Source organism: Arenibacter arenosicollis (assembly GCF_014397245.1).
GTDB classification, from domain to species: Bacteria; Bacteroidota; Bacteroidia; order Flavobacteriales; family Flavobacteriaceae; genus Arenibacter; species Arenibacter arenosicollis.
The window spans coordinates 21,504-47,150 of the sequence record NZ_JACLHY010000018.1 but is presented as its reverse complement, the minus strand read 5'-3'; the positions used below and the strand labels follow the sequence as shown (position 1 = coordinate 47,150).

General features: G+C 39.2%; 27 protein-coding genes. 9 read left to right on the top strand and 18 right to left on the bottom strand.

From position 1 onward, the window contains the following. Positions 1-58: 58 nt before the first annotated feature. From coaE to H4O18_RS15780, 11 genes are all read right to left on the bottom strand, one after another. Positions 59-646 carry a dephospho-CoA kinase gene (coaE, locus tag H4O18_RS15830; RefSeq protein WP_187586317.1) on the bottom strand — a complete coding sequence of 196 codons (588 nt, stop codon included), beginning with the start codon at positions 644-646 and terminating at the stop codon, positions 59-61. Continuing rightward, on the bottom strand, positions 643-1,599 hold the full coding sequence (locus H4O18_RS15825) for a CdaR family protein (protein ID WP_187586315.1): 957 nt from the start codon (positions 1,597-1,599) through the stop codon (positions 643-645). Before H4O18_RS15825 ends, coaE begins: the two co-directional genes overlap by 4 nt. A 2-nt stretch (positions 1,600-1,601) precedes the next feature. Continuing rightward, positions 1,602-2,609, bottom strand: coding sequence for a glycosyltransferase family 2 protein (locus H4O18_RS15820; RefSeq protein WP_187586313.1), 1,008 nt, complete (start codon positions 2,607-2,609; stop codon positions 1,602-1,604). A 160-nt stretch (positions 2,610-2,769) separates the two neighbouring features. Beyond that, positions 2,770-3,582, bottom strand: a complete 813-nt coding sequence (locus tag H4O18_RS15815) for an enoyl-ACP reductase FabI (RefSeq protein WP_187586311.1) — start codon at positions 3,580-3,582, stop codon at positions 2,770-2,772. A gap of 213 nt (positions 3,583-3,795) precedes the next feature. Beyond that, positions 3,796-5,448, bottom strand: coding sequence for a DNA repair protein RecN (gene recN, locus H4O18_RS15810; RefSeq protein ID WP_187586309.1), 1,653 nt, complete (start codon positions 5,446-5,448; stop codon positions 3,796-3,798). 130 nt (positions 5,449-5,578) lie between these two features. Continuing rightward, a complete protein-coding gene (porD, locus tag H4O18_RS15805) occupies positions 5,579-6,469 on the bottom strand; it encodes a type IX secretion system protein PorD (RefSeq protein ID WP_187586415.1) in 891 nt (296 codons plus the stop codon). Next, positions 6,462-7,667, bottom strand: a complete 1,206-nt coding sequence (gene coaBC / locus H4O18_RS15800) for a bifunctional phosphopantothenoylcysteine decarboxylase/phosphopantothenate--cysteine ligase CoaBC (RefSeq protein ID WP_187586307.1) — start codon at positions 7,665-7,667, stop codon at positions 6,462-6,464. Before coaBC ends, porD begins: the two co-directional genes overlap by 8 nt. A 3-nt stretch (positions 7,668-7,670) precedes the next feature. Further along, positions 7,671-8,003, bottom strand: a complete 333-nt coding sequence (locus tag H4O18_RS15795) for a DNA-directed RNA polymerase subunit omega (protein ID WP_103441015.1) — start codon at positions 8,001-8,003, stop codon at positions 7,671-7,673. Between the two features lie 15 nt (positions 8,004-8,018). Continuing rightward, a complete protein-coding gene (locus H4O18_RS15790; RefSeq protein WP_187586305.1) occupies positions 8,019-8,840 on the bottom strand; it encodes an outer membrane protein assembly factor BamD in 822 nt (273 codons plus the stop codon). 142 nt (positions 8,841-8,982) lie between these two features. Next, complete coding sequence (dapA, locus tag H4O18_RS15785; protein WP_187586303.1) at positions 8,983-9,873, bottom strand: 4-hydroxy-tetrahydrodipicolinate synthase; 891 nt, start codon at positions 9,871-9,873, stop codon at positions 8,983-8,985. Beyond that, positions 9,873-10,409, bottom strand: coding sequence for a DUF6913 domain-containing protein (locus H4O18_RS15780; protein WP_187586301.1), 537 nt, complete (start codon positions 10,407-10,409; stop codon positions 9,873-9,875). The genes dapA and H4O18_RS15780 overlap by 1 nt, the downstream gene beginning before the upstream one ends. 71 nt (positions 10,410-10,480) lie before the next feature. Here H4O18_RS15780 and H4O18_RS15775 point away from each other — a divergent pair, with 71 nt between their 5' ends. The 7 genes from H4O18_RS15775 (at position 10,481) to H4O18_RS15745 (ending at position 17,108) form a co-directional block, all read left to right on the top strand. After that, positions 10,481-11,245, top strand: a complete 765-nt coding sequence (locus tag H4O18_RS15775; RefSeq protein ID WP_187586299.1) for a 5'-nucleotidase C-terminal domain-containing protein — start codon at positions 10,481-10,483, stop codon at positions 11,243-11,245. Between the two features lie 2 nt (positions 11,246-11,247). Next, positions 11,248-12,159, top strand: coding sequence for a bifunctional metallophosphatase/5'-nucleotidase (locus H4O18_RS15770; RefSeq protein ID WP_187586297.1), 912 nt, complete (start codon positions 11,248-11,250; stop codon positions 12,157-12,159). Positions 12,160-12,169: 10 nt separating this feature from the next. Then, positions 12,170-13,003: a formate dehydrogenase accessory sulfurtransferase FdhD gene (fdhD, locus tag H4O18_RS15765; protein ID WP_187586295.1), complete on the top strand. Its 834-nt coding sequence runs from the start codon at positions 12,170-12,172 to the stop codon at positions 13,001-13,003. Positions 13,004-13,071: 68 nt separating this feature from the next. Beyond that, positions 13,072-13,446, top strand: coding sequence for a DUF7009 family protein (locus H4O18_RS15760; protein WP_187586293.1), 375 nt, complete (start codon positions 13,072-13,074; stop codon positions 13,444-13,446). Next, positions 13,446-15,755, top strand: a complete 2,310-nt coding sequence (locus H4O18_RS15755) for an FdhF/YdeP family oxidoreductase (RefSeq protein ID WP_187586291.1) — start codon at positions 13,446-13,448, stop codon at positions 15,753-15,755. Before H4O18_RS15760 ends, H4O18_RS15755 begins: the two co-directional genes overlap by 1 nt. 58 nt (positions 15,756-15,813) lie before the next feature. Continuing rightward, positions 15,814-16,263, top strand: a complete 450-nt coding sequence (locus H4O18_RS15750; protein WP_187586289.1) for a GNAT family N-acetyltransferase — start codon at positions 15,814-15,816, stop codon at positions 16,261-16,263. A gap of 68 nt (positions 16,264-16,331) precedes the next feature. Then, positions 16,332-17,108: an NIPSNAP family protein gene (locus H4O18_RS15745; RefSeq protein WP_187586287.1), complete on the top strand. Its 777-nt coding sequence runs from the start codon at positions 16,332-16,334 to the stop codon at positions 17,106-17,108. 160 nt (positions 17,109-17,268) lie between these two features. Here the strand turns inward: H4O18_RS15745 and H4O18_RS15740 are convergent, their stop codons facing one another. From H4O18_RS15740 to H4O18_RS15710, 7 genes are all read right to left on the bottom strand, one after another. Continuing rightward, positions 17,269-17,571, bottom strand: a complete 303-nt coding sequence (locus H4O18_RS15740; RefSeq protein ID WP_187586285.1) for a hypothetical protein — start codon at positions 17,569-17,571, stop codon at positions 17,269-17,271. Positions 17,572-17,594: 23 nt separating this feature from the next. Next, the gene (locus H4O18_RS15735) at positions 17,595-18,428 is read right to left on the bottom strand and encodes a fumarylacetoacetate hydrolase family protein (protein WP_187586284.1); all 834 of its coding nucleotides are present in this window, start codon (positions 18,426-18,428) and stop codon (positions 17,595-17,597) included. A gap of 10 nt (positions 18,429-18,438) precedes the next feature. Further along, positions 18,439-19,773: a GntP family permease gene (locus H4O18_RS15730; RefSeq protein ID WP_187586282.1), complete on the bottom strand. Its 1,335-nt coding sequence runs from the start codon at positions 19,771-19,773 to the stop codon at positions 18,439-18,441. A 94-nt stretch (positions 19,774-19,867) separates the two neighbouring features. Then, a complete protein-coding gene (gene ligA, locus H4O18_RS15725; protein WP_187586280.1) occupies positions 19,868-21,862 on the bottom strand; it encodes an NAD-dependent DNA ligase LigA in 1,995 nt (664 codons plus the stop codon). Beyond that, positions 21,863-22,444 carry an LOG family protein gene (locus tag H4O18_RS15720; RefSeq protein WP_187586277.1) on the bottom strand — a complete coding sequence of 194 codons (582 nt, stop codon included), beginning with the start codon at positions 22,442-22,444 and terminating at the stop codon, positions 21,863-21,865. 100 nt (positions 22,445-22,544) lie between these two features. Next, positions 22,545-23,405, bottom strand: coding sequence for a peptide chain release factor N(5)-glutamine methyltransferase (gene prmC / locus H4O18_RS15715; RefSeq protein WP_187586275.1), 861 nt, complete (start codon positions 23,403-23,405; stop codon positions 22,545-22,547). Between the two features lie 68 nt (positions 23,406-23,473). Beyond that, positions 23,474-23,959: a GNAT family N-acetyltransferase gene (locus H4O18_RS15710; RefSeq protein ID WP_187586273.1), complete on the bottom strand. Its 486-nt coding sequence runs from the start codon at positions 23,957-23,959 to the stop codon at positions 23,474-23,476. A 42-nt stretch (positions 23,960-24,001) separates the two neighbouring features. Between H4O18_RS15710 and ribD the strand changes: the two genes are divergently transcribed. Together ribD and H4O18_RS15700 are read left to right on the top strand one after the other, a co-directional pair. Further along, positions 24,002-25,111 (top strand): bifunctional diaminohydroxyphosphoribosylaminopyrimidine deaminase/5-amino-6-(5-phosphoribosylamino)uracil reductase RibD, encoded by a 1,110-nt coding sequence (gene ribD / locus H4O18_RS15705; RefSeq protein WP_187586413.1) that lies wholly within the window; start codon positions 24,002-24,004, stop codon positions 25,109-25,111. Then, on the top strand, positions 25,044-25,646 hold the full coding sequence (locus H4O18_RS15700) for an HAD family hydrolase (protein ID WP_187586271.1): 603 nt from the start codon (positions 25,044-25,046) through the stop codon (positions 25,644-25,646). The genes ribD and H4O18_RS15700 overlap by 68 nt, the downstream gene beginning before the upstream one ends. The last annotated feature ends 1 nt before the right edge of the window (position 25,647 follow it).

Sequence of the window (25,647 nt, the reverse complement as noted above, 5' to 3'; positions counted from 1 at the left end):
AACATTTAGCGGATTGTACGTTTAACCTAACCTTAACAAAAATGTTAAAATTCCGTCCTTAAGTACTTATTTTAAGAAGTTTATGATGAATCTCAGCCACTTCCCTTTCGGTATTTTCAAGGCTAATATTTTCAATTACGAAATCTGAAAGCCTCTCCTTTTGGCTATCGGGCCATTGATGATTTATACGTTCCTTTACCTTGGGAGCATCAACTCCATCCCTATCAACGACCCTTTGTATTCTAATGTCGGGCGGGGCGGTCACTAAAACTATCTTATCGTAGAAGTCGTTGTTTCCATTTTCAAAAATAATGGCAGCTTCCTGTATTACATATGGTGCATCCTGTTGTTTTGACCAACTTATAAAATGCCTTCTTACAGCAGGATGCACTATGTTATTCAAATCCTGTAATAACTTTTTATCCTTGAAGACAGCTTTTGCTATATATTCCCTGTTAAGCTCGCCATCCAAATAACTCTGCTTGCCCAGCAAAGCTTCAATGTTTTTTTTAATCTCTTTGGAACTGGACATTAATTTCTTGGCCTCAATGTCGGAATTATATATTGGCACCCCCAATTTCTGGAACATTCTTCCAACCGTAGATTTTCCACTACCAATTCCACCGGTCAACCCTACGATCATCATTGCCTCTTAAGTATAAATTCCACTTTATTCTCCCTTAACTGCACCATGTTGAGACTATCCGGCTTTTTTGCCAATTTCAATTCCAAGATATTTTCGCTTTTATCCCTTAGGCTCGAATAGTCGGCCGTTACTACAAAGTCCGTAACCGACAATTCCTTTATGGCACTTGAACGCCCCCTACATAGAACAGAGGCCATTTCCGGAAAGGTCCTAATCTCTACACCCTCAGGTACGTTGACCACCTCGACCGGAACCTTGAAAACCTTTTCGGAAAATCTAAATATTTTGGCCGATATGGTAACGCTCCGTTCGGAGTACTTGGTATTCTTTAAGTTACCCGGAAGATCAAGTTTTAATTTCTTGGAAACGTCAGTGGTCGTATGCGGTAAGACTAAAGCTTGTGTAGATATACCCTTCAAAGTATCTATTTCCTTTTTAGGCCCTATTACCGTAATGGAGTCGGGAAGCAGGGTATAGCTTTTATCCATTAAATAATTTTGATCTAAATCAATGGTCACTTTAGGAATTACGGGCACCTTTTTTCTATAAAGTTTTTGAAAATTAAAAAATAAGGTATCCCTGTCCATATCCACAACCGTGATAAATTTGGACAGTTGATTTTCTATCTGACTTCTGTAAGTTAATGGGGAAACAAAATACTTGGACCCTCTCCTTTCAAGCTCGGATAAGTCTACAACCACTGTTTTATTTTTAAAACCGAACATTAAAAACTGAAAACCACTTGCCCTAAGCCTAACCTTGATGTTCCTTTTTGAAACACTATTTAATAATAAGCTATCAGGGGTGCTACCGTAATAGATATCAAAGGTGGCATTATTGGTATATTGCTCGCCCAAATTGCTTACAAACCATGCAAGACTTGAACATAATAGAAAGACCAGAAACAGCTTAACCTTTCTTTTGTTGAGTCCGTTTTTTATTTTATCTATCAATTTTACAATGTTTTAAAGAAAAGCTTAGGGAATAACTCCTCAGGTTTCTTATTGCTAATCGCTATTAGAATTGAATTTTTCAAGAATCCAAAACCATATCCCACAAATTGGATCACCACTGCGATCAAGGATAGAAAAGCGACCTTAAAATTTTTGTTGACCATCAAGGAATGTACAAAAAGCAAACCAAAGTAAAGAACATAAACAACCAATGGCCATAAAACCCCTAATAACATCAATACAAATGCTATAACCAATCCCATGCAGAACAAGGTTGGAAACCAATAGGTGATTTTTGCTGTCCCTGGATGCCAATGATTCAATATAGGTCTTACCATGCCAAATTTTTTGACCTGTATATAAAATTTGTTCCAATCTATCCTACGTTTATGGTAAACATAGGCATCTTCAATCAATTTTGTTTCAAAACCGGCTTCCCATATCCTAAAAGTAAGATCCGGGTCTTCCCCAGGATGAATATTCCCGTACCCATGAGTTTTCCCAAAAGCTTCTTTTGATATCCCCATATTAAAACTCCTAGGTTGAAATTTCCCTACTGCCGCCCTGTTACCTCTTATTCCTCCCGTGGTAAACACAGAAGTCATGGAATAATTAATGGCCTTTTGCACATTGGTAAAGGAATGATGTGCTGCATCGGGTCCCCCAAAACAATCCACATAATTATTGGTCAAAGATTTTTCCACAACGGACAAATATTGCGAAGGAATAATGCAATCGGAATCCAGCACAATAAAATAATTGCCCTTAGCACGGTTCATTCCATAATTACGTGAATCCCCCGGCCCCGAGTTGCTCTTCTTTAAATAAGTGATCGATAATTTATCTTTAAACTTTTCCACAATACTCTCCGAACTTTCTGTAGAACCGTCCTCCACTATGACCACCTCAAAGGATTTGCCGTAATCCTGTAATGAAAGGCTTTCCAGCAACTCATTGATCTCATTGGGTCTGTTATAAACGGGTACTATAAAAGAAAAGAATAAATTCATTATCGTTTGGTGTAAAAAAAGGAGGAACAAAAGTATTGGTTTGCTTATTACAAAGGAGCAATTGCCCCATATAAATTAAAATTGTGCAAACCTAAAAGGCTCAACCCATTGTTAAAGCGTATTATCCCTTAAAAGGCAACTTTTAAACAAAACTAAAGCACTATTCCGAAAACCGGTCTATTACCTCCTGACTTACCCCTGTATTGGAAAAACCACCATCATGAAACAAATTTTGCATTGTAACCTTTCTGGTCAAATCCGAAAATAGGGTAACGGTATAATCCGCACAATCCTGAGCGGTGGCATTCCCCAATGGCGACATCTTATCTGCATAAGAAATAAAGTTGTCAAAACCTTTAACTCCTTGCCCTGCTGTAGTAGGTGTTGGGGATTGGGAAATGGTATTCACCCTCACCTTCTTCTCCTTCCCAAAAAAGTATCCAAAACTACGTGCCACCGATTCCAAATAAGCTTTGTTGTCTGCCATATCATTATAATCCGGAAAGGTGCGTTGTGCTGCCATATAGGTCAAAGCTACAATACTACCCCACTCGTTCATAGCATCGGCCTTATATAGACTTTGCATAACCTTGTGAAAAGAAAGCGCAGATACATCCCAGCCTTTTGTCGTAAAATCATATTTCTCATCCACATAGGCCCGACCTTTTCTTACGTTGACAGACATTCCTATGGCGTGCAATACAAAATCTATTTTTCCCCCAAGAATCTCCATGGATTTTGATACCAGATTATCCAAGTCCTCTTCGCTAGTGGCATCAGCTGGAACAATCTCCGAACCCGTCTTTTTGGCAAGCTCATCTATTTGCCCCATACGCATTGCTATAGGTGCATTGGTAAGAACAAAGGTACCGCCTTCGGCATGTATGGTTTCTGCAGTTTTCCATGCAATTGAATTAGCATCCAGTGCCCCAAAAATAATTCCTTTCTTTCCTTTTAATAAATTGAACGACATAGTCTATTTTCTTTGTGAATTTTAGATCGTCAAAGATATTAAAAATTAGTGGGTAGACCGCAGAAAGAAGAAGGCGGAAAAGTTAGCTAGCTATGGATAGTGCTTTATGTTATAAGGATTCCAGACACAAAGGTATTAATGTTGCTGCACCTTAAAATGCCAGTAAACTATACCTAATGGGATTCGGGATTTCCCTATCCAAACAAGCAACGGTTAATCCAGTAACTGCCTGGCATGGGCCAAAGCGGAATCGGATAAGGTTTTACCCCCCAACATTTCGGCTAGTTCCACAATTCGTTCTTCCGCAGAAAGTTTTTTCATTTTAGTATTGGTCCCCATAAGTTCCTCTTCCTTATAGACCTTAAAATGATGCACCCCTTTGGCTGCAACCTGCGGTAAATGGGTAATGGAAAATATTTGCATGCTATTGCTCATAGCCTGCATAATGTCTCCCATCTTATTGGATATCTCTCCAGAAACACCAGTATCTATTTCATCGAACATCATTGTGGGCAGTTGTTCATATTTGGCCAAAATTGCCTTAATGGTCAACATAATCCTGGATAACTCACCGCCCGAAGCCACTTTTTTAAGGTCGCCATAAGAAGAACCCTTGTTCGCTGAAAACAAAAAGGTTAGATCGTCCTTGCCTGTCGGCTTAAATTCCTTGGAAGGATTTAATTCTATTTTAAAGGTAGCACTCGCCATCCCTAAGTCGATCAAGGTATCTTCCAGTTGTTTTTTCAAATTTGGAATAACCGACTTTCTTTTCTTACTTAAATTGGATGCCTCAGTATTCAAGGCTGCTTCCAGAAGCTTCAACTCCTTCTTTTTACGGTCAATATCCACGGCCACATTCTCAGTAGCACTCACCTTTTCATCCAGCTTATTCCTTATCTCCAGCAATTCCGTAATAGTCTGTACCTTATGTTTCTTTTGAAGGTCATACAGCAATTGCAACTTGGTATTTACCTGCTCCAACATTTGCGGATCGGCCTCTACCTTTTCGTTAAGTAAGTTGAGTTCATTGGAGATATCATCCAACTCTATAAACACTGATTTAATGCGCTCATTTATATCGGAATACTGATGACCAAAACCGGCCAGTTTATTGGACACCTGTTTCAACTCCGCAAGTAGGTTCACCACCCCTATCTGCTCCTCGTTTAACAACTGTTGCCCATGGGACAATTGTTCCAAAATAATCTCTACATTGTTCAGCTGCTCATATTGTTCCTCCAATTCTTCCAATATTCCCTCTTTTAACGGGGCCGAAATTAATTCTTGCAATAAAAAGCTGTTATACTCGTGCTCCTTGGTGGCGCTATTCTGAAAATCTTCTAGATTTTGTAATTCCTTTAATGTCGACTGATATAATAATAACTTGGACGCATACTCCTTTAGACCTTTTCCATTATCTGCCAAGGCATCTATCACCTTCAGTTGAAAATCGTTATCTGCAAGGCGTAAAGTTTGATGCTGTGAGTGTACGTCTATCAATTGATCTCCCAATTGGGAAAGGATGTCCAAGGTTACAGGAGAATCATTGATAAAGGCCCTAGATTTACCACTAGGCAAAATCTCCCTTCTTATAATGGTCTTTTTCTCATAATCCAGATCATTTTCGTCGAAAAAAGCTTCCAGACCATATTTGGAAATTTCAAATTCCGCCTCCACAATGCATTTATTATCCTTCTCCCTAAGCGAGGAAAGATCTGCTCTTTTACCCAGTACCAGGGATAATCCACCCAGTAAAATGGATTTACCGGCACCTGTTTCACCGGTTATTACTGTAAAACCATTGGTGAACTTAACGTTCAAATGGTCTATTAAAGCGTAATTTTTTATGGAGAGATTTGTCAGCAATGTTTATGTTCTAATATTGCCGTAAAGATAATTTATATTGCCTTGGAAAAAAATGTGGGATAGAAAATTTCTTAACACCAATTCCCTAATAATTATAAGCAGACTAAAACAATAGCCGAAGGGAACCCTATTAATATTTTATTTCATTCCAAGTGGAAGAATAAAGCGGAGCTATTTTATTCAAGGTCTGCTTTAGTTGCACAATATCCACTTTAGGACCATCGGAAAATACATTTTGTATTTCTTCCGACTTTGCGTCAAAAAAAGTTTGAATTAAAAAGGCATTGGGATGTCTGCCCACCATGGTTTCGAACAAACGCATGGTACCGGCAACCACCTGTTTACCTGTACTATTATTATCTGCCAAGACATCCAATCCTTTTCTATGGTAATTGTACATGGCTATTCTATATTCCCTGTAGGAGTTGGACATTAGATTGTCTACCAACTCGAACCTACTTCTGTCCCCTGAGGTTTGTGCCCATCCCGAAAAACCTGCACTTTGAGCCAAAGTAACAATCTGCTGGGCTTTTTTATAAAATTCACTTCCGCCTTCTAAAGAAAACGTATCGGCATCCAATCCCAAAATTATATAAGAGTAGAAAGCTAATACCCCCACCAGATTGGAATCTATATTGTTCTCATTGAAAACCAAAGGCTGAAACTCAATGTAATTAAAACTCAACTGATTGTCCTTATAATTAAATATTGGACTTATATAGGAAGTATTAAAAACCGGTCTTGAAGATTGAATCTGAATATTCCCTTTAAACCTATTGGACTCATACTCGGTTATGGTAATAAACATTTGGGCATTTACCCTTTCATTTTCCTTATAAACCCTATTGGACCATCTATTCTTATTGACAAAATCGTTCAAGGAACGCTCCAATGTCTTGAAAATTTGCTGATTGGTCTGTCCCACCTGATCCGAATTTATGGTAACAGCACAATTTAATTCCTGAGCTTCGACGGATATGGAAGCTAGAGTACAAATTATGATAAAGAATAGATTACGCATGGATCCTGTTGGTGATTTCATTTAAAATATCCAAGGCTACCTCTGCCTTGGTTTTTAACTCAAACGTTTTTATATCCAAATTCTTATCTATGAACGCTACTTTATTGGTGATTTTTCCAAAACCCGCACCTTTATCGTTTAGTGAATTCAAAACAATGGCGTCCAAATTTTTCCTTTTTAATTTTCCAATGGCGTTTTCCACTTCATTCTCCGTTTCCAGGGCAAATCCCACCAAAAACTGATTTTTCTTCATTTCCCCCAAAGAAAATAAGATGTCCTTGTTTTTAACCAGGTCAATACTAAACTCTTCAGAAGTTTTCTTAATTTTTTGTTCTGCCACAGATTTTGGTCTGTAATCCGCTACGGCTGCCGCACAAATAACCACATCCATATCTTTGAACAAAGAAGTGGTTTCCTTAAACATTTCATCGGCAGAAGTTACTTTGACAAGATGAATGTTCGAGTGCTGAACGGTCAGATGCGAAGGCCCCGAGACCAAATATACCATAGCCCCAAGTTTAGCTGCATTTCTTGCCAATTCGTACCCCATCAATCCAGTGGAATGATTGCCTATAAACCTAACCGGATCAATGGCCTCATAGGTGGGCCCGGCAGTAATCAATACCTTTTTACCACTTAGCGGCAGTCCTTTGCCAAGGTGATCATTCAGAAAATCAACTATATCTTCGGGTTCGGCCATACGTCCCTCCCCTATCAATCCACTGGCAAGCTCGCCGGAAGTTGCCGGAATCATAATATTTCCAAACGACAATAGCTTTTTAAAGGTGGCTGTTGTGGAAGGATGTTTAAACATATCCAAATCCATTGCTGGAGCAAAGTAAACAGGACACTTAGCAGATAAATATGTTGCCATCAATAAATTATCGCAAGTACCATTGGCCATTTTGGACAAGGTATTGGCCGTAGCAGGAGCAATCAGAACAATATCTGCCCAAAGTCCCAATTCTACATGATTGTTCCAGGAAACACTGCCATCTTCCTCATTTACAAACGAAGAAAGTACCGCATTTTTGGACAAGGTAGCCAAGGATAAGGGGGTAACAAAAGAGCTGGCGCTTTCCGTTAAAACAACTTTAACGTTAGCGCCAGCTTTTATAAGTAAACGGACCAGAAAGGTAGTTTTATATGCAGCTATACCCCCAGTAATTCCTAAAAGTATATTCTTACCGCTCAACATCCTTTAAGCGTCTTTCTCTGTATTCCTATGATAAATTTTATCATCTAACCACTCCTTTACGGCCAATGCATGTGGTTTAGGCAATTTTTCGTAGAATTTGGAAACCTCGATCTGTTCTTTGTTTTCAAATACTTCCTCAAGACTATCACTATAGGTAGCAAATTCCTCCAACTTCTCCAAAAGCTCTTTTTTAATTTCAGAATTTATCTGAACAGCTCTTTTGGCAGTTATGGAAATTGCCTCATAGATATTCCCAGTTCTGGCATCAAAATCATTTTTGTTGATAGTTACCGTGGAAACAGGAGCTTTCGAGTTTTTTAAATCGTTCATATTCATATCAAAAAGGTATTTTTATTTGGAATAAACTTCTAATTCTTTTTCAACTTTTTCCAAAGTCTTATTGGCATCCTTAAGATACTTGGACTCCGGAAAAGATTTTTTAAAAGCCAGATAAGCGGCTTTAGCATCGTTCAAACGTTCTTTTTTAAGGTAATCGAAACTATTCATCGCCAAATTAGTGGATGCATCAAATTTATAATAAAGAGCATCCTCACGATATACAGAACCCGGATTATCGGATATAAAGTTATCAAAGGCGGTCACAGCTGGAGTTAAAAAGGTATAATCAAATTCTCCTATGGTATTGAACTGCTTTGCTATCTCATAAGATTTGCGTTCCTTCTTTGTCGTCAATTCCTTTGCCATTATATTGGCCTCTACCAAATATTCCGATTCCGGGTAAGCATTGATGAAATTTTGCAATTTTATCAAGGCCTTATCGGTATCTGTTTGATCTAAAGAATATTTCGGTGATAATTTATAGTAACTTTTTGCACCATAAAATCCTGCTTCTGCAGCTTTATCGCTTTTCGGGTACGACTTTAAAAACCTTTCAAACTGGTAGCCAGCCATATTGTAATCCTTAGTTTGGAAATAAGAATCAGCAAGAAAGAACATAACCCGTTCCCCCTGTGGCTTACCTATATACTTTGGGGCAATCTGTTCCAATAAACGGTTTGCCCTTTTAAAATCACCTGCATCATAAAATTTTTCAGCCATGTCATATTTGGCCTTAACATCTTCATTTTTAAGCACCTTTTGGTACTCACTACAAGAGCTAAGGAAGGCAACCAATAATAAAAAGGAAAATAAACGCTTCATTTTTAAAAACATTTTGCAAAATTAAGGATTCTAAACGGATATAAAAAACATTTTTATATCGCTAAAATAGCCCGCAGCTTTACCACCGACAACATTTTTGTGCAAGTTTTAACTTTGTGGGCATAAAATCCTAAAGTAAGTTAACTGTATTTTACTATACAGTCGTCTTGAGCAAGGTATTTAAAAAGCTCTTAATAGTTTTTTTAAGAGTTCCCGTAGCCTCTACCAATGGCAATCTAACAACTGCTGTACCTAAACCAACAGCCTCCAATAATGCCTTTATCCCGGCGGGATTTCCCTCTTTAAAAATTAAATCCATACCATCTTGGAGGGCGTAATGCAGGTTAAAGGCTTCCTTAACGTTACCTGCCAATCCAAAACGTATCATTTGGGAAAATTCTGAAGGCACTCCCTGTCCCAATACAGATATTACCCCTGAACCACCGGCCAATACCGTGGAAAGTGCAGTAAAATCATCACCGGATATCACCATGAAGTCTGCAGGCTTACCCTTAATGGTGCGCATTATCTGAACCATATCGCCGCAAGCCTCCTTAATACCGATAATATTATTAAAATCGTTGGCCAACCTCAAAACCGTTTCAGGAAGCATGTTGCTCCCAGTCCTTCCCGGCACATTGTACAATATAATTGGCTTGGAAGACACCAAGGAAATAGCTTTGAAATGTTGATAAATACCCTCTTGGGTTGGTCTGTTATAATAAGGTGAGACCGATAAAATTGCCGCAAAATCGTTTAGACCGGTTTCTTGAAGCTCTTCCACTACGGCTGCCGTGTTATTACCCCCTACTCCCAATACCAAGGGAAGCCTTCCGGCATTGGCATCAACAATAGTATCTATAACAAGTTGCTTTTCTTTTTTTGTTAGCACAACAGACTCTCCAGTTGTACCTAGAACAACCAAATAATCTATTCCACCATCCACACAATAATTTACGATTTTTGTCAATGCAATCGTATCTATAGAAAAATCCTCCTTAAAAGGAGTCACCAAAGCAACACCTGTGCCAACTAACTGTTCCATTACTTAATCTCATTTAAAACCCTTAAATATTTCCGCAATTCCTTTTTAAAGGTCTGAAAATCCTTAATAGGGGTATTCAATATCAAATCATTTAAATTTTTGTCCACATTACCAAAGCCCACTTTTAATCTTGCCCTGGTCTTTAAAGTCATTAATTGTAATAATAATTTTTCATCTGTATAATAATTTACCAATAAATCATATTCCCTGTTTAAAAACTCCAAGGCATAACTGTTTTCAATATTTGCCTTCCATCCCAAATCCTTATCTGAAAAAACTGGCGTTGAATAAGGAGAATTTCTATCATAATACTTCTTGTAACCAATTATTTTTACCGAATTTGGCCTTAAAGAAAATTCATCCACAAACTCATAAAAGGCATTGGCATTTTCAAACTCATCCAAATCCACAATACAACCTACAGAACTTATACCTTTTTCCCGATTTACCACCTCCGAAGGGGCATTCAATCCCCGCTGTAAAAACTTTTTACCGGCCCTAAATTTAATTTTTTCCTTAAGCGCTTTTAAAAACATGTATTTTTACATTTTCAAGAATGTAAATGTAAATATTATCAACGCAATATTTGCACGAAGGTAAGAAGTATATGGATTTAAAAAACAAACATTTTGTTATAATTGTAACATGTGTAATCTTCCTCGCGTGCAAAGAATCTGTCCCCAAACTAAGAGACATTGAGGGACAAAGGGTTCAAGTGAATTACTCCGCCACTCCAAAAGATTCCATTGAAAATTTTATCGCCCCTTATCGCAACAGGATCAACCAGGTGTTGGACAGCGTTTTAGCCTTCGCCCCAAAGGCCATATCCAAAACGGACGGCTCACTGAATACTACCGCAGGCAATTTAATGTCGGACATTGTAATGCAGGAAGTAAACCCCGTTTTTAACGCTAGAACAGGAAAGAAAATAGATTTTGTACTTCTTAATTTTGGAAGTATCCGGTCTGTAATTTCTGCAGGGAATATTACAGAGCGTACTGCCTATGAGGTAATGCCTTTTGAAAATTCGGTAGTTGTCGCCGAATTGGATGGAAAAGCTATTAGAGCTATGGTATCTTTCCTAATAAAGTCTACCGTTGCACATCCTATTTCAGGAATTCAAATAATTGTGGATAAAAATAAAAGTTTGCAAGCGGTCAACATACAAGGACAACCTTTTGATGAGAACAGGACCTATTTTGTTGCTACATCCGACTATTTGGTGACTGGAGGGGATAAGATGGATTTTTTTAAAGATTATATCTCACTGACCGATTCGGATTACTTGATCAGAAATACCATGGTAGATTATTTTAAGAAAATGGATACTATAACCGCATTTGAAGATGATCGATTTATAACAGTTGATTAATTATGGATCGTAGAAAATTTATTTCCCGGACTGCAGCTTCCTCCGCATTTGTTGGCTTAGGTGGGCTATCGATGAATTCTTGCCATAATTCGTCCAGTAAACATATCACCATCTTGCACACCAATGATGTACATAGCCATATAGACCCTTTTCCAACCAACCATTCCGCTTATCCCAATTTGGGTGGTCTGGCAAGGAGAGCAACTATGGTAGATCAAATAAGAAAAGAAAATCCAAATACACTTTTGTTCGATGCCGGAGATATTTTTCAAGGAACTCCCTACTTCAATTTTTATGGGGGCGAATTAGAATTTAAACTAATGAGCATTTTAAAATATGATGCCGCCACCATTGGCAATCACGATTTTGACAATGGTCTTGATGGTCTTGCCGCTCAACTTCCTTATGCGAAATTTGATTTTTTATCAGCCAATTATGACTTCACCAATACCTTAATGGAAGGTCATGTGAAACCTTATAAAGTTTATCATGTAAACGGAATCAAGGTTGGAGTTTTTGGATTGGGAATAGAACTTGCCGGTCTGGTCACCAAAAGATTATACCAAGAAACCGTTTATTTGGACCCTATAGAAATTGCCCAGGAAATAAGCCTTACATTAAAGGAAGAAGAGAAATGTGATTTAATTATCTGTCTTTCCCATTTAGGTTACCAATACCAAAATCCACTAAAACCGGACGACCTAAAACTTGCCGCCAGCACAGAAAATATAGACTTGATTATTGGTGGCCATACACATACCTTTTTAGATCGACCAACAATAACAAACAATAGAAAAAACCAACAAATGCTGGTAAACCAGGTAGGTTGTTTTGGCATTAATTTAGGCCGAATCGATTTTTATTTTGACGATGGAAAGCAAAGTGCTTCCGAGGGAGTGTCCATCAAGGTATAAACACAAAATTATGATTCAGGAAAAAGTCAAATCTATAGTCTCAAAAAAAATTATTAAAATACTGGGAGACGACCTTGTGGAACACACGGATGCCATAGCTGTTGAAGAACCCCTGGAAATTAGCATCAGCGTTTTAAATGCAGATTCACCCATTACCAATAAAAGTATTTCCATAACCATGAGGACCCCCGGCCACGATCGGGATCTTGCCCTAGGATTTCTTTTTACCGAGGGAATAATTATTGCCTCCCATCAAATTTCAAGGGTTATTCTTGATGAAAACAGCATAAATGTCCAACTAAACAATTCAGAAGAAATAGATCTCAGCAAATTGGAAAGACATTTTTACACCAGTAGTAGTTGTGGTGTTTGTGGCAAAGCTAGTATTGAAGCCTTAAAAACAGTCTGTCGCCTGCCCTCCTCTCCATCGGACTTTCTAATTGAGAAAAACCTCATTAAATCCTTTCCCGGAATTCTTCAGCAACAACAGAATATTTTTAACAACACGGGTGGGATTCACGCAGCAGCTCTATTCAATACCCAAGGACAACTAATTAATGTCCGGGAAGATGTTGGTAGGCATAATGCCTTGGACAAACTCATAGGCCATAGTCTTCAACAAGAGCAATTGCCCTTGAATCGACATCTATTATTTCTAAGTGGTCGCGCTAGCTTCGAATTGATACAAAAGGCTGCCATGGCTGGAATTCATTTTATTATGGCAGTGGGAGCACCATCCAGCTTGGCCGTGGAATTGGCTTTGGATCATGATATTACCCTAATAGGCTTTCTAAGTGAAACCCGTTACAACATCTATACCGGAGCAAACCGTATTAAAATATAGGTGCCTAAACTTTGAAGCTGATTGTGTAATCCATAACTTTATATACTCAGATATAAAATTTGGATTGAATGAAAATTAGGATACAAGGAAATTCCATACGCTACAGACTCACCCGTTCCGAAGTAACTGCACTACAGGTAAAAGGTTCCTTTGAAGAGCACACGGCATTTAATGGAAAAAACTTTGGCTATCGAGTAATGGCCAAAGAGGGGATAAATGCCCTAGAAGCGGATTTTCAAGAAGATACCATAACCTTATTTCTTCCCAAACTTGAAAGTGAAAAATGGCCGGATATAGATCGAGTAGGATATTCGAATGATATGATCTTGGACAATGGACAAACTTTACGCCTTCTATTGGAAAAAGATTTTGTTTGTTTGGATGAGCGTGTTGAAGATCAATCGGATAATTACCCCAATCCCGAGGCAACAACCGAAAAATAATGGCCAAAAAATCAGAAAAACCTAGTCCAAGTCCAACAGCTCCTGCAAAATTAACAGGTCTAAAAACCACGGAACCCAAAAAAGTGGCTGCCGGTATTCCAGCAGTTATTTCTTCAGCCAAACATGTTTTTGGAGAAATGGGACTCGGCCGTGGGTTAAAAGCACTTGCCAACCTCAACCAAAAAGGCGGAATTGACTGTCCAGGCTGTGCTTGGCCAGACCCGGACGATGAGCGAAGCTCTATAGCAGAATATTGCGAAAATGGCGCAAAGGCCATTGCCGAAGAGGCCACTACCAAAAAATTGGACGCCAAATTTTTTAAAGAAAATAGTGTTTCCCAACTTTCCATGCTTTCCGATTACGAAATAGGCAAAAAAGGGAGGTTGGCACAGCCCATGTTCCTGCCCGAAGGGTCCGACTTTTATCAGGAAATAACATGGAAAAGGGCTTTTAAAAAAATAGCAGAGCACCTCAATAACTTAAATAGTCCTGACGAGGCTATATTTTACACCTCGGGTAGAACTAGTAACGAGGCCGCTTTCCTATACCAACTTTTTGTTAGGGAATACGGCACCAATAATATGCCGGACTGTAGCAATATGTGCCACGAAAGTAGTGGGGTGGCTCTTACGGACACCCTCGGTATAGGCAAGGGCTCGGTAAAACTAGAAGATTTTTACAACACCGAAGTTATACTTATCCTTGGCCAAAACCCTGGAACCAATCACCCCAGAATGCTTAGCGCCCTTAAAAAGGCTAAAGAAAATGGCGCCACTATTATTTCCATAAACCCGATTATTGAGACCGGTCTCCTTAACTTTAACAATCCCCAAGAAATAAAGGGAGCATTGGGGATAAAAACCAAATTAACCGATATATATCTCCAAGTAAAAATAAATGGGGATATGGCACTTCTTCAGGCATTGGTAAAACTTATGCTAGTTGAAGAAGACAAGCGTCCAGGTACTGTTTTTGACATTTCCTTTATTAATGAAAAAACCCAGGGATTTGAAAATTACCTGACCCACATAAGAACCCTTGATATAAATAAACTTGTAGCCGAATCCGGAATACCCCTTGAAACCTTAGAAACTGTTGCCCGCATCCTAAGTGCCAAAAACAAAATTATTGCCTGTTGGGCCATGGGGCTTACACAACACAAAAATTCCGTAAACACGATAAAAGAAATTGTCAACCTTTTGCTGTTAAAGGGAAGCATAGGAAAACCTGGTGCCGGCACCTGTCCTGTTCGTGGCCACAGTAATGTCCAGGGAGACCGAACCATGGGAATTTACGAAAAGCCTCCAAAATCATTGCTGGACAGCCTTGAAAAAGTATTCCAATTTAAGCCACCCCGTAAACATGGATTTGACACTGTAGAAGGTATTAAAGCCATGCATTCCGGCAATGCCAGCGTCTTTTTTGCAATGGGAGGTAATTTTTTATCGGCCACCCCAGATACCTTATATACGGCAGAAGCTCTTCAGAAATGTGACCTTACCGTTCAGGTATCTACCAAACTCAACCGCAGTCATCTTATCCATGGAAGGGAAGCCATCATCCTACCCTGTTTGGGAAGGACGGATAAAGATATTATTGATGGGGAATTACAATTTGTGAGTGTAGAAAATTCTATGGGAGTTGTACATAGCTCCAAAGGAAGTCTAAAACCCATATCCGCCCAATTGCTAAGTGAACCTGACATTGTTTGCCATTTGGCCATGGCCACCTTGAAAAACTCCAAAGTGGACTGGGGGAAATATCTGCAGCATTACGACCACATCAGGGACAGTATCCAAAAATGTATTCCAGGATTTGAGAACTACAACCAAAGGGTGAGACAGCCTTCCGGCTTTTATTTACCTAACGGGGCACGGGACAATTCCTATAATACCACGACCGGAAAGGCCAATTTCAGTATATCCAATACTGATGCCGTTATTTTGCAATCGGATGACCTTTTAATGATGACCATACGTAGCCATGATCAGTTTAACACCACCATTTATGGGCTAAATGATCGTTATAGAGGTATTTTTAATGAACGAAGGATTATATTGATGAATCCCAAAGATATGGAAGAGCATCAACTTAACGAACGGGATTTGGTAGACCTCTTTAATTATCACGACAATAAGAAAAGGGTAGCCCAAAAGTTCATTGCTTTGCCTTACGATATCCCTCAACAATGCTGTGCAACCTACTTTCCTGAGGCCAATGTTCTGGTTCCTTTAAGCAGTACGGCCGACCAAAGCAATACTCCTACTTCCAAATCTGTGGTTATTAAAGTTAAAAAACATGCCGCCTAGACTTTCAAGAATCAAAGTCCAGGCCTATTGAGCCATACTAAAAGAAAATCATATTATTATGGTTACCATAAAAAGAAGCACTTCCAAAAATTTGGATTTTATAGCCCTGGTTAAATTACTCGATGCCGATTTGAAGCTTCGGGATGGGGATGACCATGACTTCTATGCCCAATTTAATGGCATTGTAAACCTACCCTATGTAGTTTTGGCTTATTGGAAAAATAAACCGGTAGGTTGTGGTGCAATAAAGGAACACAATTCCACTACCATGGAGATAAAAAGAATGTTTGTAGCCCCAAACGAATGCGGAAAGGGAATTGCTTCAATGATTTTAAAGGAGTTGGAAAAATGGGCGGCGGAAAAGAATTATAGTTCCTGTATTTTGGAAACAGGACTTAGACAGCCAGAGGCAATTGCACTCTATAAAAAAAATGGTTATCTCTCTATTCCCAATTACGGACAATACAAAGGAATGTCCAATAGTGTTTGCTTTATTAAAAAACTATGACATTATTATCAAAAACACTACCTTACCAATCACTTATAAAATCAATTATTAATCCTAATCCAAACATAATGCACAAAGCCTTATATCTTCCTTTTCTTTTGTTTTTATTCACTGTCAGCACTTGGGGACAAGCCCAGCAACGTGAATATTACCAACTTAAAACCTACCTCTTGGACACCGAAGAACAGGAAAAAAGTACCGACAAATACCTGAGCGAAGCCTTATTGCCAGCGCTTAAAAAACTGAATATAAAAAAAGTTGGCGTTTTTAAACCAAGGACCATCGACTCTTTAAATCCAAGAAGTATTAAGGTGTTAATCCCAATGAAAGGTATTTCCGAGTTGGAAACATTGGAGGCCAAACTCCAAAAGGACAAAGTTTATATGGCATCTGCCAAGGATTTTTTGGATGCACCCTATAAAAACCCTCCTTTCAGCAGGGTTGAATCTGTCCTTTTAAAGGCATTTGTAGATATGCCCAAGATGAAGCCTTCACCTTTAAGTGGACCCCGTAAAGACCGTATTTATGAATTAAGAAGCTATGAATCGGCGACTGAAGCCAAGTATATCAACAAAGTAGAAATGTTCAACAAAGGTGGTGAGGTTACACTTTTCGACAATTTAGGCTTTAATGCCGTTTTCTATGGAGAAGTACTTTCAGGGGCCAATATGCCCAACCTCATGTATATGACCACCTTCGAAAATCAGGCCAGTAGGGATGCCCATTGGAAATCATTTTCCGATTCACCCGTATGGAATAAATTAAAAGCGGACCCAAGGTACCAAAACAACGTTTCCAAAAACGTCACCCGCTTTTTCTATCCTACAGAATATTCTGATTATTGATCACAACTCCCCATTGTTTGCATACCTTGGAAATAAAGGAGAAAAACCATGTTGGGGATAAAAAACTTTTATTACAAAACAGGCCGTGAAACTATTTCACGGCCTTTTTCATTTAATTAATAACGACTAAACTTTTAGCCCGAAACAATCGTTGATAGTGCTATTCCGCTAAAAAATACTCCACCAATTGCCGTTGTTCATCCTCCAAGTTCATGCTAGGAAATGTTTTCCCTGCCATTCTATACCAATAACCCGCATTATATTTATCCCCTTCTTTTCTATGCAAATAAGCATGGATCCAGCTCCCATGGTTATCATACATGTCCTGAGCAATATTATGGGACGACTCCCAATCTCCCTTAACATCGAACCACATAGCCTTCAAAGCTCCGGACCAAGTAGGCGGTGGCGAGTGTTGCGCAAGGGTTTCTTCAAATTCCTTATAACTTTTTGGAAAGGACATTGTTCATTTATTAAATTATCAATCTATGCTACAGTATTGGATAAGGTCCCTATTGAATCTACTGTAATGTTAATAACATCACCGTGATCAAGGGTAAAGGAATCGGGCGGCACCACTCCGGTCCCGGTCATTAAAAGACTGCCATAAGGAAAAGACATTTCACGATACAGGTAGTGAACAAGATCGGTAAGTTTTCTTTTCATTTGTCCCACCTCGGTCTCACCCTCGAATACGGTATTACCTTTACGAACAATTTGAATTTTAATCTTGGTATCCATGGAAATGGGTTCCTTGGTCAGCCAAATACAGGGCCCTATAGCCGCTGCTCCATCATAGCTCTTTGCCTGTGGGAGATATAAGGGATTCTCCCCTTCAATATCCCTAGAGCTCATATCGTTACCTATAGTATACCCTATTATTTTTGCATTGGGAGTTATTACCAATGTCAATTCCGGCTCCGGAACGTTCCATTTGGAATCCTTTCTGATCCGAACATCCTGCTTATGCCCCACAGCCCGGCTTGCAGTACTTTTAAAAAACAATTCCGGCCTTTCAGCATTATATACCCGGTCATAAAAATCGCCTCCCCCAGCATCTTTGGATTCTTCAATACGCGCCTCCCTACTGCTGTAATAAGTTACCCCGGAAGCCCAAATTTCTTGACGCCCTACAGGAGGCATTATACTGCCATTCAATAATGGTTCACTATTCCCAATAGGATCTAATTTGGAAATTAAGGTCAGGGTATTGGTATAAATGTCATCATCCGTAATAAACGAATCCCAATCCAAATCCGTTAGATAAAATTTATGGTTATTTTCGATTAGAACACCTTGGTTGGTCTTAAAAACTTTCATCCTTTTTAAATTATATTAATAAACTAATTATGGTTAGAACTATCATTGCTGAAAAGCCCAAAATGGCAGTCCCTAAACTATGTGTCCTATATCCTTGATTCACCTTCATATCACTCATTTGGGTTACTACCCAAAAGAAGCTATCATTGGCATGTGAGACCAAGGATGCACCTGCGCCAATAGCAATGACCGCCAAAGCTTTTGAAACCTCGGTATCAAATCCCATTGCAGGCATCAAAGGGGCAATAATGGAAGCTGTTGTAATTATGGCTACTGTAGAGGAGCCCTGTGCGGTCTTAATACCTGCAGCAATTAAGAATGGTAGCCATATCCCCAAATTTCCATTGGAAATACTGTTCTCCAACAAGGAACTAATGTCCGAAGTCTGTAGAACTTTTCCAAATGCTCCGCCGGCTCCAGTTATTAATATAATAATGGCTGCGGAAGTTAGTGCCTCCCCTATCCAGCCCGAGGTGCTTAACATTTCCTTATCCAATTTCTTCGGCAGGGTAAATGACAGAACCATTCCGATCAACAAGGCCACCACTGGGTTGCCCACAAATCCTATGGCGTACTTAAAAGTTCCGTCACCAAACGGCATAGTGGGGTATTCGGCAAAAGACCTCAACACAATAAGAATAATTGGAACGACTATAGGTATAAAGGATTTAAAAACAGATGGGGCATTTCCCAGCTGGGAATTGATCTGCTCCTCCGTTAGTTTTGGCGCGGGATCAATGAAAATTTTGGATCCTATTTTTTTGGCAAACAAAATACAGACCAACAGGGCCGGTATACTGGTCATTAGGCCAAAGAGGATAACCTGACCCAAATCTGCACCTAAGATTCCTGCAGCAGCAATGGGTCCAGGAGTTGGGGGCACCATAGTGTGGGAAGCCATTAACCCTAGTGACAAGGCCACTGCTGTTCCCGCCAAGGACAATTTTGCCTTTTTGGTAAGTGCCCTATTCAATGGGGAGACAATAATAAAACCGCTATCGGCAAATACTGGTATGGATACAAAATAACCAATAAAACCCATCGCCATATGTACCCGCTTGGGACCAATGATTTTTAAGACAAGGTTAGCCAAGGTATAGGCTCCGCCCGATTTTTCCAGAAAAGTCCCTATAATTAAACCCGCGATAATAATGATACCGATACCACCTATGGTTGCACCAAACCCCTCGTTAATAGTTCTTATGAGCTCATCCAATGGGAGCCCTGAAAAAATACCGAATAACAGGCTGGCGGCCAATAATGCCAAAAATGGGTGAAGCTTAAAACGAGTGGAAGCTACAATAATGAAAACAATACAGATTAGCAGTAGCAGGATGGTATACATAATTCTTATTTAGCGTAGCACTTTTTAAACTTCATAATCTTCCTAAACCATCTGTGGCATAAATTGATAATCATCATTCTTCATAATAGGCAAATTATAGCATACCTATAAAATCGGTTTCCGAAATAATGGACACTCCCAAGCTTTCTGCTTTTGTTCTTTTACTGGGACCCATCTTATCTCCTGCCACAAGATAAGAAGTTTTTGAAGAAATACTCGACCCCACTTTTCCTCCGTTGTCTTCGATTAATTTTTTAAGTTCATCCCTACTGAGCTTTTCAAAAACACCTGACACAACAAAGGTCTGCCCCTTCAAAAGATCCGTCTGATTTTGAAGCTTTTCGGCTGAGACTTCAAATTGCACTCCGTATTCCCTTAGTCTAGCTATGATATCCAAATTGATTTCGTTCTTAAAAAATAATACCACACTTTCCGCAATACGTTGCCCAATCTCGTCTACCCCCATCAATTCTTCTGCAGAAGCCATCATAAGGGCGTCTATATTTTTATAGGCCTTTGCCAGTTTCTTGGCCACTGTTTCGCCAACAAACCTGATTCCCAAGGCAAACAATACCCGCTCGAAAGGAATTTTGACCGATTCAGCGACTCCATTTACCAAATTTTCGGCCGACTTTTCGGCCATGCGTTCCAATGGTATCAGTTGTTCCTTGGTAAGTAAATAGAGGTCCGCATAGTTTTTAATAAGTCCTTCCTTAAAAAGAAGTTCAACAGTTTCTCCTCCAAGACCTTCTATATCCATAGCCTTCCGGGAAATATAATGTTGAATACGGCCTGTAATCTGTGGAGGACAGCCATATTCATTAGGACAATAGTGTTTGGCATCTCCCTCGGTACGTTCCAATTGGGTATTACACTCTGGACAATGATCGATATAGTTGGTAGGATGCGAATCCAAAGTTCTTTGGCTGAAATCCACCCCCACAATTTTTGGGATTATTTCTCCTCCTTTTTCCACAAAAACGGTATCCCCCACCCTAATGTCCAACTTTTCTATTTGGTCGGCATTATGGAGAGAAGCTCTTTTTACGGTAGTACCTGCCAAAAGTACAGGCTCCAAATTGGCTACTGGAGTTATAGCCCCTGTACGCCCAACTTGGTATGTAATCTCATTCAAAATCGTAGAAACCTGCTCCGCTTTAAATTTATAGGCCATAGCCCAACGTGGAGATTTGGAGGTATACCCCAATTCTTCTTGATGCTGTATACTATTCACTTTAATAACCACCCCATCGGTCTCATAGGGCAATTCATGCCTATGTTTGTCCCAATACTCTATAAACTCCAGAACCTCATCTGTGGTTTTACATAATTTGGCCGCTTTTGGAACTTTAAACCCCCAGTCTCTAGCTTTCCCCAACATTTGCCATTGGGATTCCAATTTTAAATTTACGCCAACAATACTGTACAGCAAGCAATCCAAGGGTCTTTCTGCTACCAAGGCACTGTCCTGCAATTTTAAACTGCCAGAAGCTGTATTTCTAGGGTTCATATAAGGCTCTTCCCCATTCTCTATCCTTTCTTGGTTCATTTTGGCAAAGCCTTCAAAAGGCAATACAATTTCCCCACGAATATCAAATTTGGGTGGGTAATCCCCTTTCAATTGTAAGGGTACCGATCTAATGGTCTTTATATTATTGGTAACGTCATCGCCCTGAAAACCATCACCGCGTGTCAGTCCACGTACCAGCCTGCCATCCTCGTACGTTAAACTGATGGAAGCCCCATCGTATTTAAGTTCACAGGTAAATTCAACCGGCGCGTCTCCCAATATTTTTTGAATGCGTTTTTCCCAATCCTCCAGATCTTCTTTGGAATAGGAATTGTCCAAGGAATACATGCGATGTTCGTGTACCAAGGTTTCAAAATTCTTGGTGATGGCCCCACCTACCCTTAAGGTTGGGGAACCAGCATCATAAAATTCAGGATATTTTTCTTCCAAAGCCTGCAGCTCCTTTAGTTTCATATCGAACTCATAATCGGAAATGATGGCATTGTCCAGGACATAATAATTATAATTATGCTCCCTAAGCTCAGTTCTAAGGTTTTCTATCTTCTTTTTGATCTCCATTTATAGCTGTTCCTTTTTAATCCACTTTGGCAATGGCAAAGGTTGGTAGTTTTTCATTTTATTTAAAAGTCCTTCAATAGAATTATCTATTAATAATATATCGTAGTATTCCTGTTTTAAGAAGCCCTTACTTACCATAGTACGCAACATGGCAAGCAATTCATCATAAAATCCATTGACATATAAAAGCCCAATAGGTTTTTGATGGAGGCCAAGTTGTGCCCAGGTAATCATCTCGAATAATTCCTCCATGGTACCATATCCGCCTGGGAGTGTAATAATTCCATCGGAAAGGTCGTGCATCCTTAATTTGCGTTTATGCATGTTCGTGGTAATGATTAGTTGGGTAAGTCCAGAATGGAACACTTCCTTTAATTTTAGAAAATCCGGGATAACACCAATAACCTTACCTTCGTGGTCAAGGGCCCCTTGCGCCAATTTACCCATAATGCCTATTTTTGCGGCACCATAGACCAAGGTAATTCCTTCACTGGCCAATCTTGCCCCCAATTGATAGGCGCATTCCACTATTTCCGGGTCATTGCCCTCACTACTTCCACAAAACACAACTACGCTTTTCATAATTTACACAACTTACTTATACGTAAATCCTAGATTGTTTAATTCGAAATTATGTTCCCGCTAAACACGTATTGGCCCTTCACCCATAACAATAAAGACCTCAAGCATTGAGCATTCCTTTCAACATCCTATCATTCCCAAACATATCTTTTCTGAGTTCAATTTCCGAAAATTTTCCATTTCCCAAAAGTTCTTTTGTCTCCTCACCTAAATATTGATTGATTTCAAAGTACAAAACACCCTTTTTCTTAAGATGATCTACGCCAAATTGAACAATTTTTTTGTAGAAAATTAAAGGATCCCTGTCCGAAACAAAAAGTGCCGATTCAGGTTCATGGTCCAGTACATTATTTTTCATTTCAACTTTTTCCAATTCCCTGACATAAGGGGGATTAGACACTATTACGTCAAATTTACCTTCAAAATCCAATATGGATAGGATATCCCCTTCAACAAACTCTATGTCCACATTATTTTTCTTGGCATTCCGTTCTGCCACCTGAATGGCTTTTTTTGAAATATCCATAGCAACCACTTTGGCATTGGAGAGATTTTTGGCCAGGGAAATGCCAATACAGCCACTTCCTGTTCCAATATCCAATATTTTTATCTCTTTTGTGGAATCCTGCCTTTGTAGCTCTTCCAGTATCCAATACACCAATTCTTCAGTTTCCGGCCGAGGAATCAAAACATTTTGGTCCACATAAAACTCTAGTTCACAAAAATGGGCTTTCCCCAATATATGTTGAATGGGACGTTCTTCTTTTAATTGACTTAGTACATAAAACAAGGGTTCCTCATTTTCCTTGGACACTACCAAATTAGGTTCCATGACCAAAACAAATCTTTCCAAACCCAAATAATGCTCTATTACCAAATAAAAAAAGCTATCTACCTCTCCTTTTGGAAAAACTGGATCTAGCTCTAAATGGTAAATTCTTTTAATCTCTTTTAATAACATTCCCAACTTTTTGCAAACAGTATAAACCACCAGTAACTCAACAGTATCCCTTAGGCTGCAACTGTTCTCTACAAACTTTTAAGCATCCAAACAGGACATGAATAATGACCGGTATTGCCCATAGGCTCATTTATATAATGAAATCCGGACTTTAAATATAGTTTTTGGGCATCCTTCATATAGGGCATGGTTTCCAAGTAGCATTGTTCATATCCATATTCAATAGCTTTATTTACACAAACATTGATCATTTTAAGACCCAATCCCCTGCCCCTTGCTTCTTCTAGAAAGTACATTTTCTGCAATTCACAAACGTTCCCATCATAATTTTCCAATTGGGCAATTCCTGCACATCCTAAAATACGGCCATTTTCCTCGGCCACAAAATAAGCCGCCCTTGGAACATCATAATTCCCATACATCCTATCCAAGGCTTTATCGGCATACGCGGTCCCTACTTTGGGAACACCCAAATCCTCTAAAACTTTCCTTATCACCCTTGCAACCTCCTCATTGTCACCAGGCTGAATTTCTCTTATAATAGTGACTAACATATGTTTATCAATAATATACCTATATTGTTCTATTTTTACGAAGTGAAGATACACGAAAAATATATTTCAAGATGTATACAGCTCGCCAAAAATGGATTGGGATCTACCTATCCCAACCCCATGGTGGGCAGTATTATTGTTCATGGCGACACTATTATAGGAGAAGGCTACACTAGTCCCTATGGTGGGCCCCATGCCGAGGTTAATGCCATAAATTCCGTTAAGGACAAAGCGCTATTAAAAGAAGCTACTTTGTACGTAACCCTGGAACCATGTTCCCATTATGGCAAAACCCCTCCTTGTGCTGACCTAATTATAAAGCATGGGATTCCCAAGGTAATTATAGGCCTAATGGACCCTCACGAAAAAGTAGCCGGTAAAGGCATTGAAAAGCTTAGGGCTGCGGGCTGCCAGGTGAGGGTTGGTGTTCTTGAAAAAGAGTGCCGTGAGCACCATAGGCGATTTCTGACCTATCATACCAAAATGAGGCCGTATATTATTTTAAAATGGGCAGAAACGGCAGATGGCTATATAGCGCCAGCACAAGAAAAAAGAAGTAGCAATCTTGAACCTTTTTGGATTACCAACCCGCATTCGCAGCAATTGGTGCATCAATGGCGAAGTCAAGAACAGGCCATTTTAGTGGGGACCAACACCGTATTGGCCGATAACCCAAAGCTAAACGTTCGCCATTGGAAAGGTAAGGATCCAATTAGAATTGTTTTGGACAGGAAGTTGAAAATAAGCGGTAAATACCACGTAATGGATGGCAGTGTAACAACCATCATTCTTAGTGACCCTGGACCTAAAAAGCCTAAAGACGGAATAATATATGAGGAAATTGATTTTGAAAAAAAATTGGCATCCCAAATATGCGCTATCCTATATAAACATCAAATATTAAGTGTTATTATTGAAGGCGGAGCCAAAACACTACAAAGCTTTATAGATGCAGAACATTGGGATGAAGCTAGAATATTTAAGGGCAAAAATGTATTTGGGAAAGGCCTGATAGCTCCTGAAATTCACGGTATTACCATCAGCGAAAAGCAAATAGAAACAGATACACTAACACTCTTAAAGCATGATCAAGAACATTATATTCGATTTTGGGGATATATTTATCAACCTGGACAAACAGGTAGTTTTTAAAGCGTTGAAAAACACAAACGTCCAAGAATTTCTACCTAAATATCATTCCATAAATGAGGATTTTGAAGTTGGCAATATCAGCTCAATGGAGTTTGTAGCTCTACTTCGACCGGATTTCCCCGACCTTACCAAAGAGGAAATCATTAATGTTTGGAATTCCATGTTGCTGGATTTTCCGGATCACCGTCTTAGGTTTTTGGAAGGCTTGGCAAAAGAGAAAAAGTATAGACTATTTCTTTTAAGCAACACCAATGCATTTCACATCCCCCACGTGAGACAGATTATGGGTGCCGAAAATTACGGGCGGTTTAAAAACTCTTTTGAACAGTTTTATCTATCGCATGAAATTAAATTAAGAAAACCAAATGATGAAATATTTCAATTTGTATTGGAGCAAAATAATCTGAGCCCAGAGGACACCCTTTTTATTGACGACACCAAAGAAAATACGGATGCCGCCAAAAAATTGGGAATAAAAACGTGGAACCTTTTGGTTGGCAAAGAAGATGTTGTTCAATTAAAGGAAAGACTGTAGC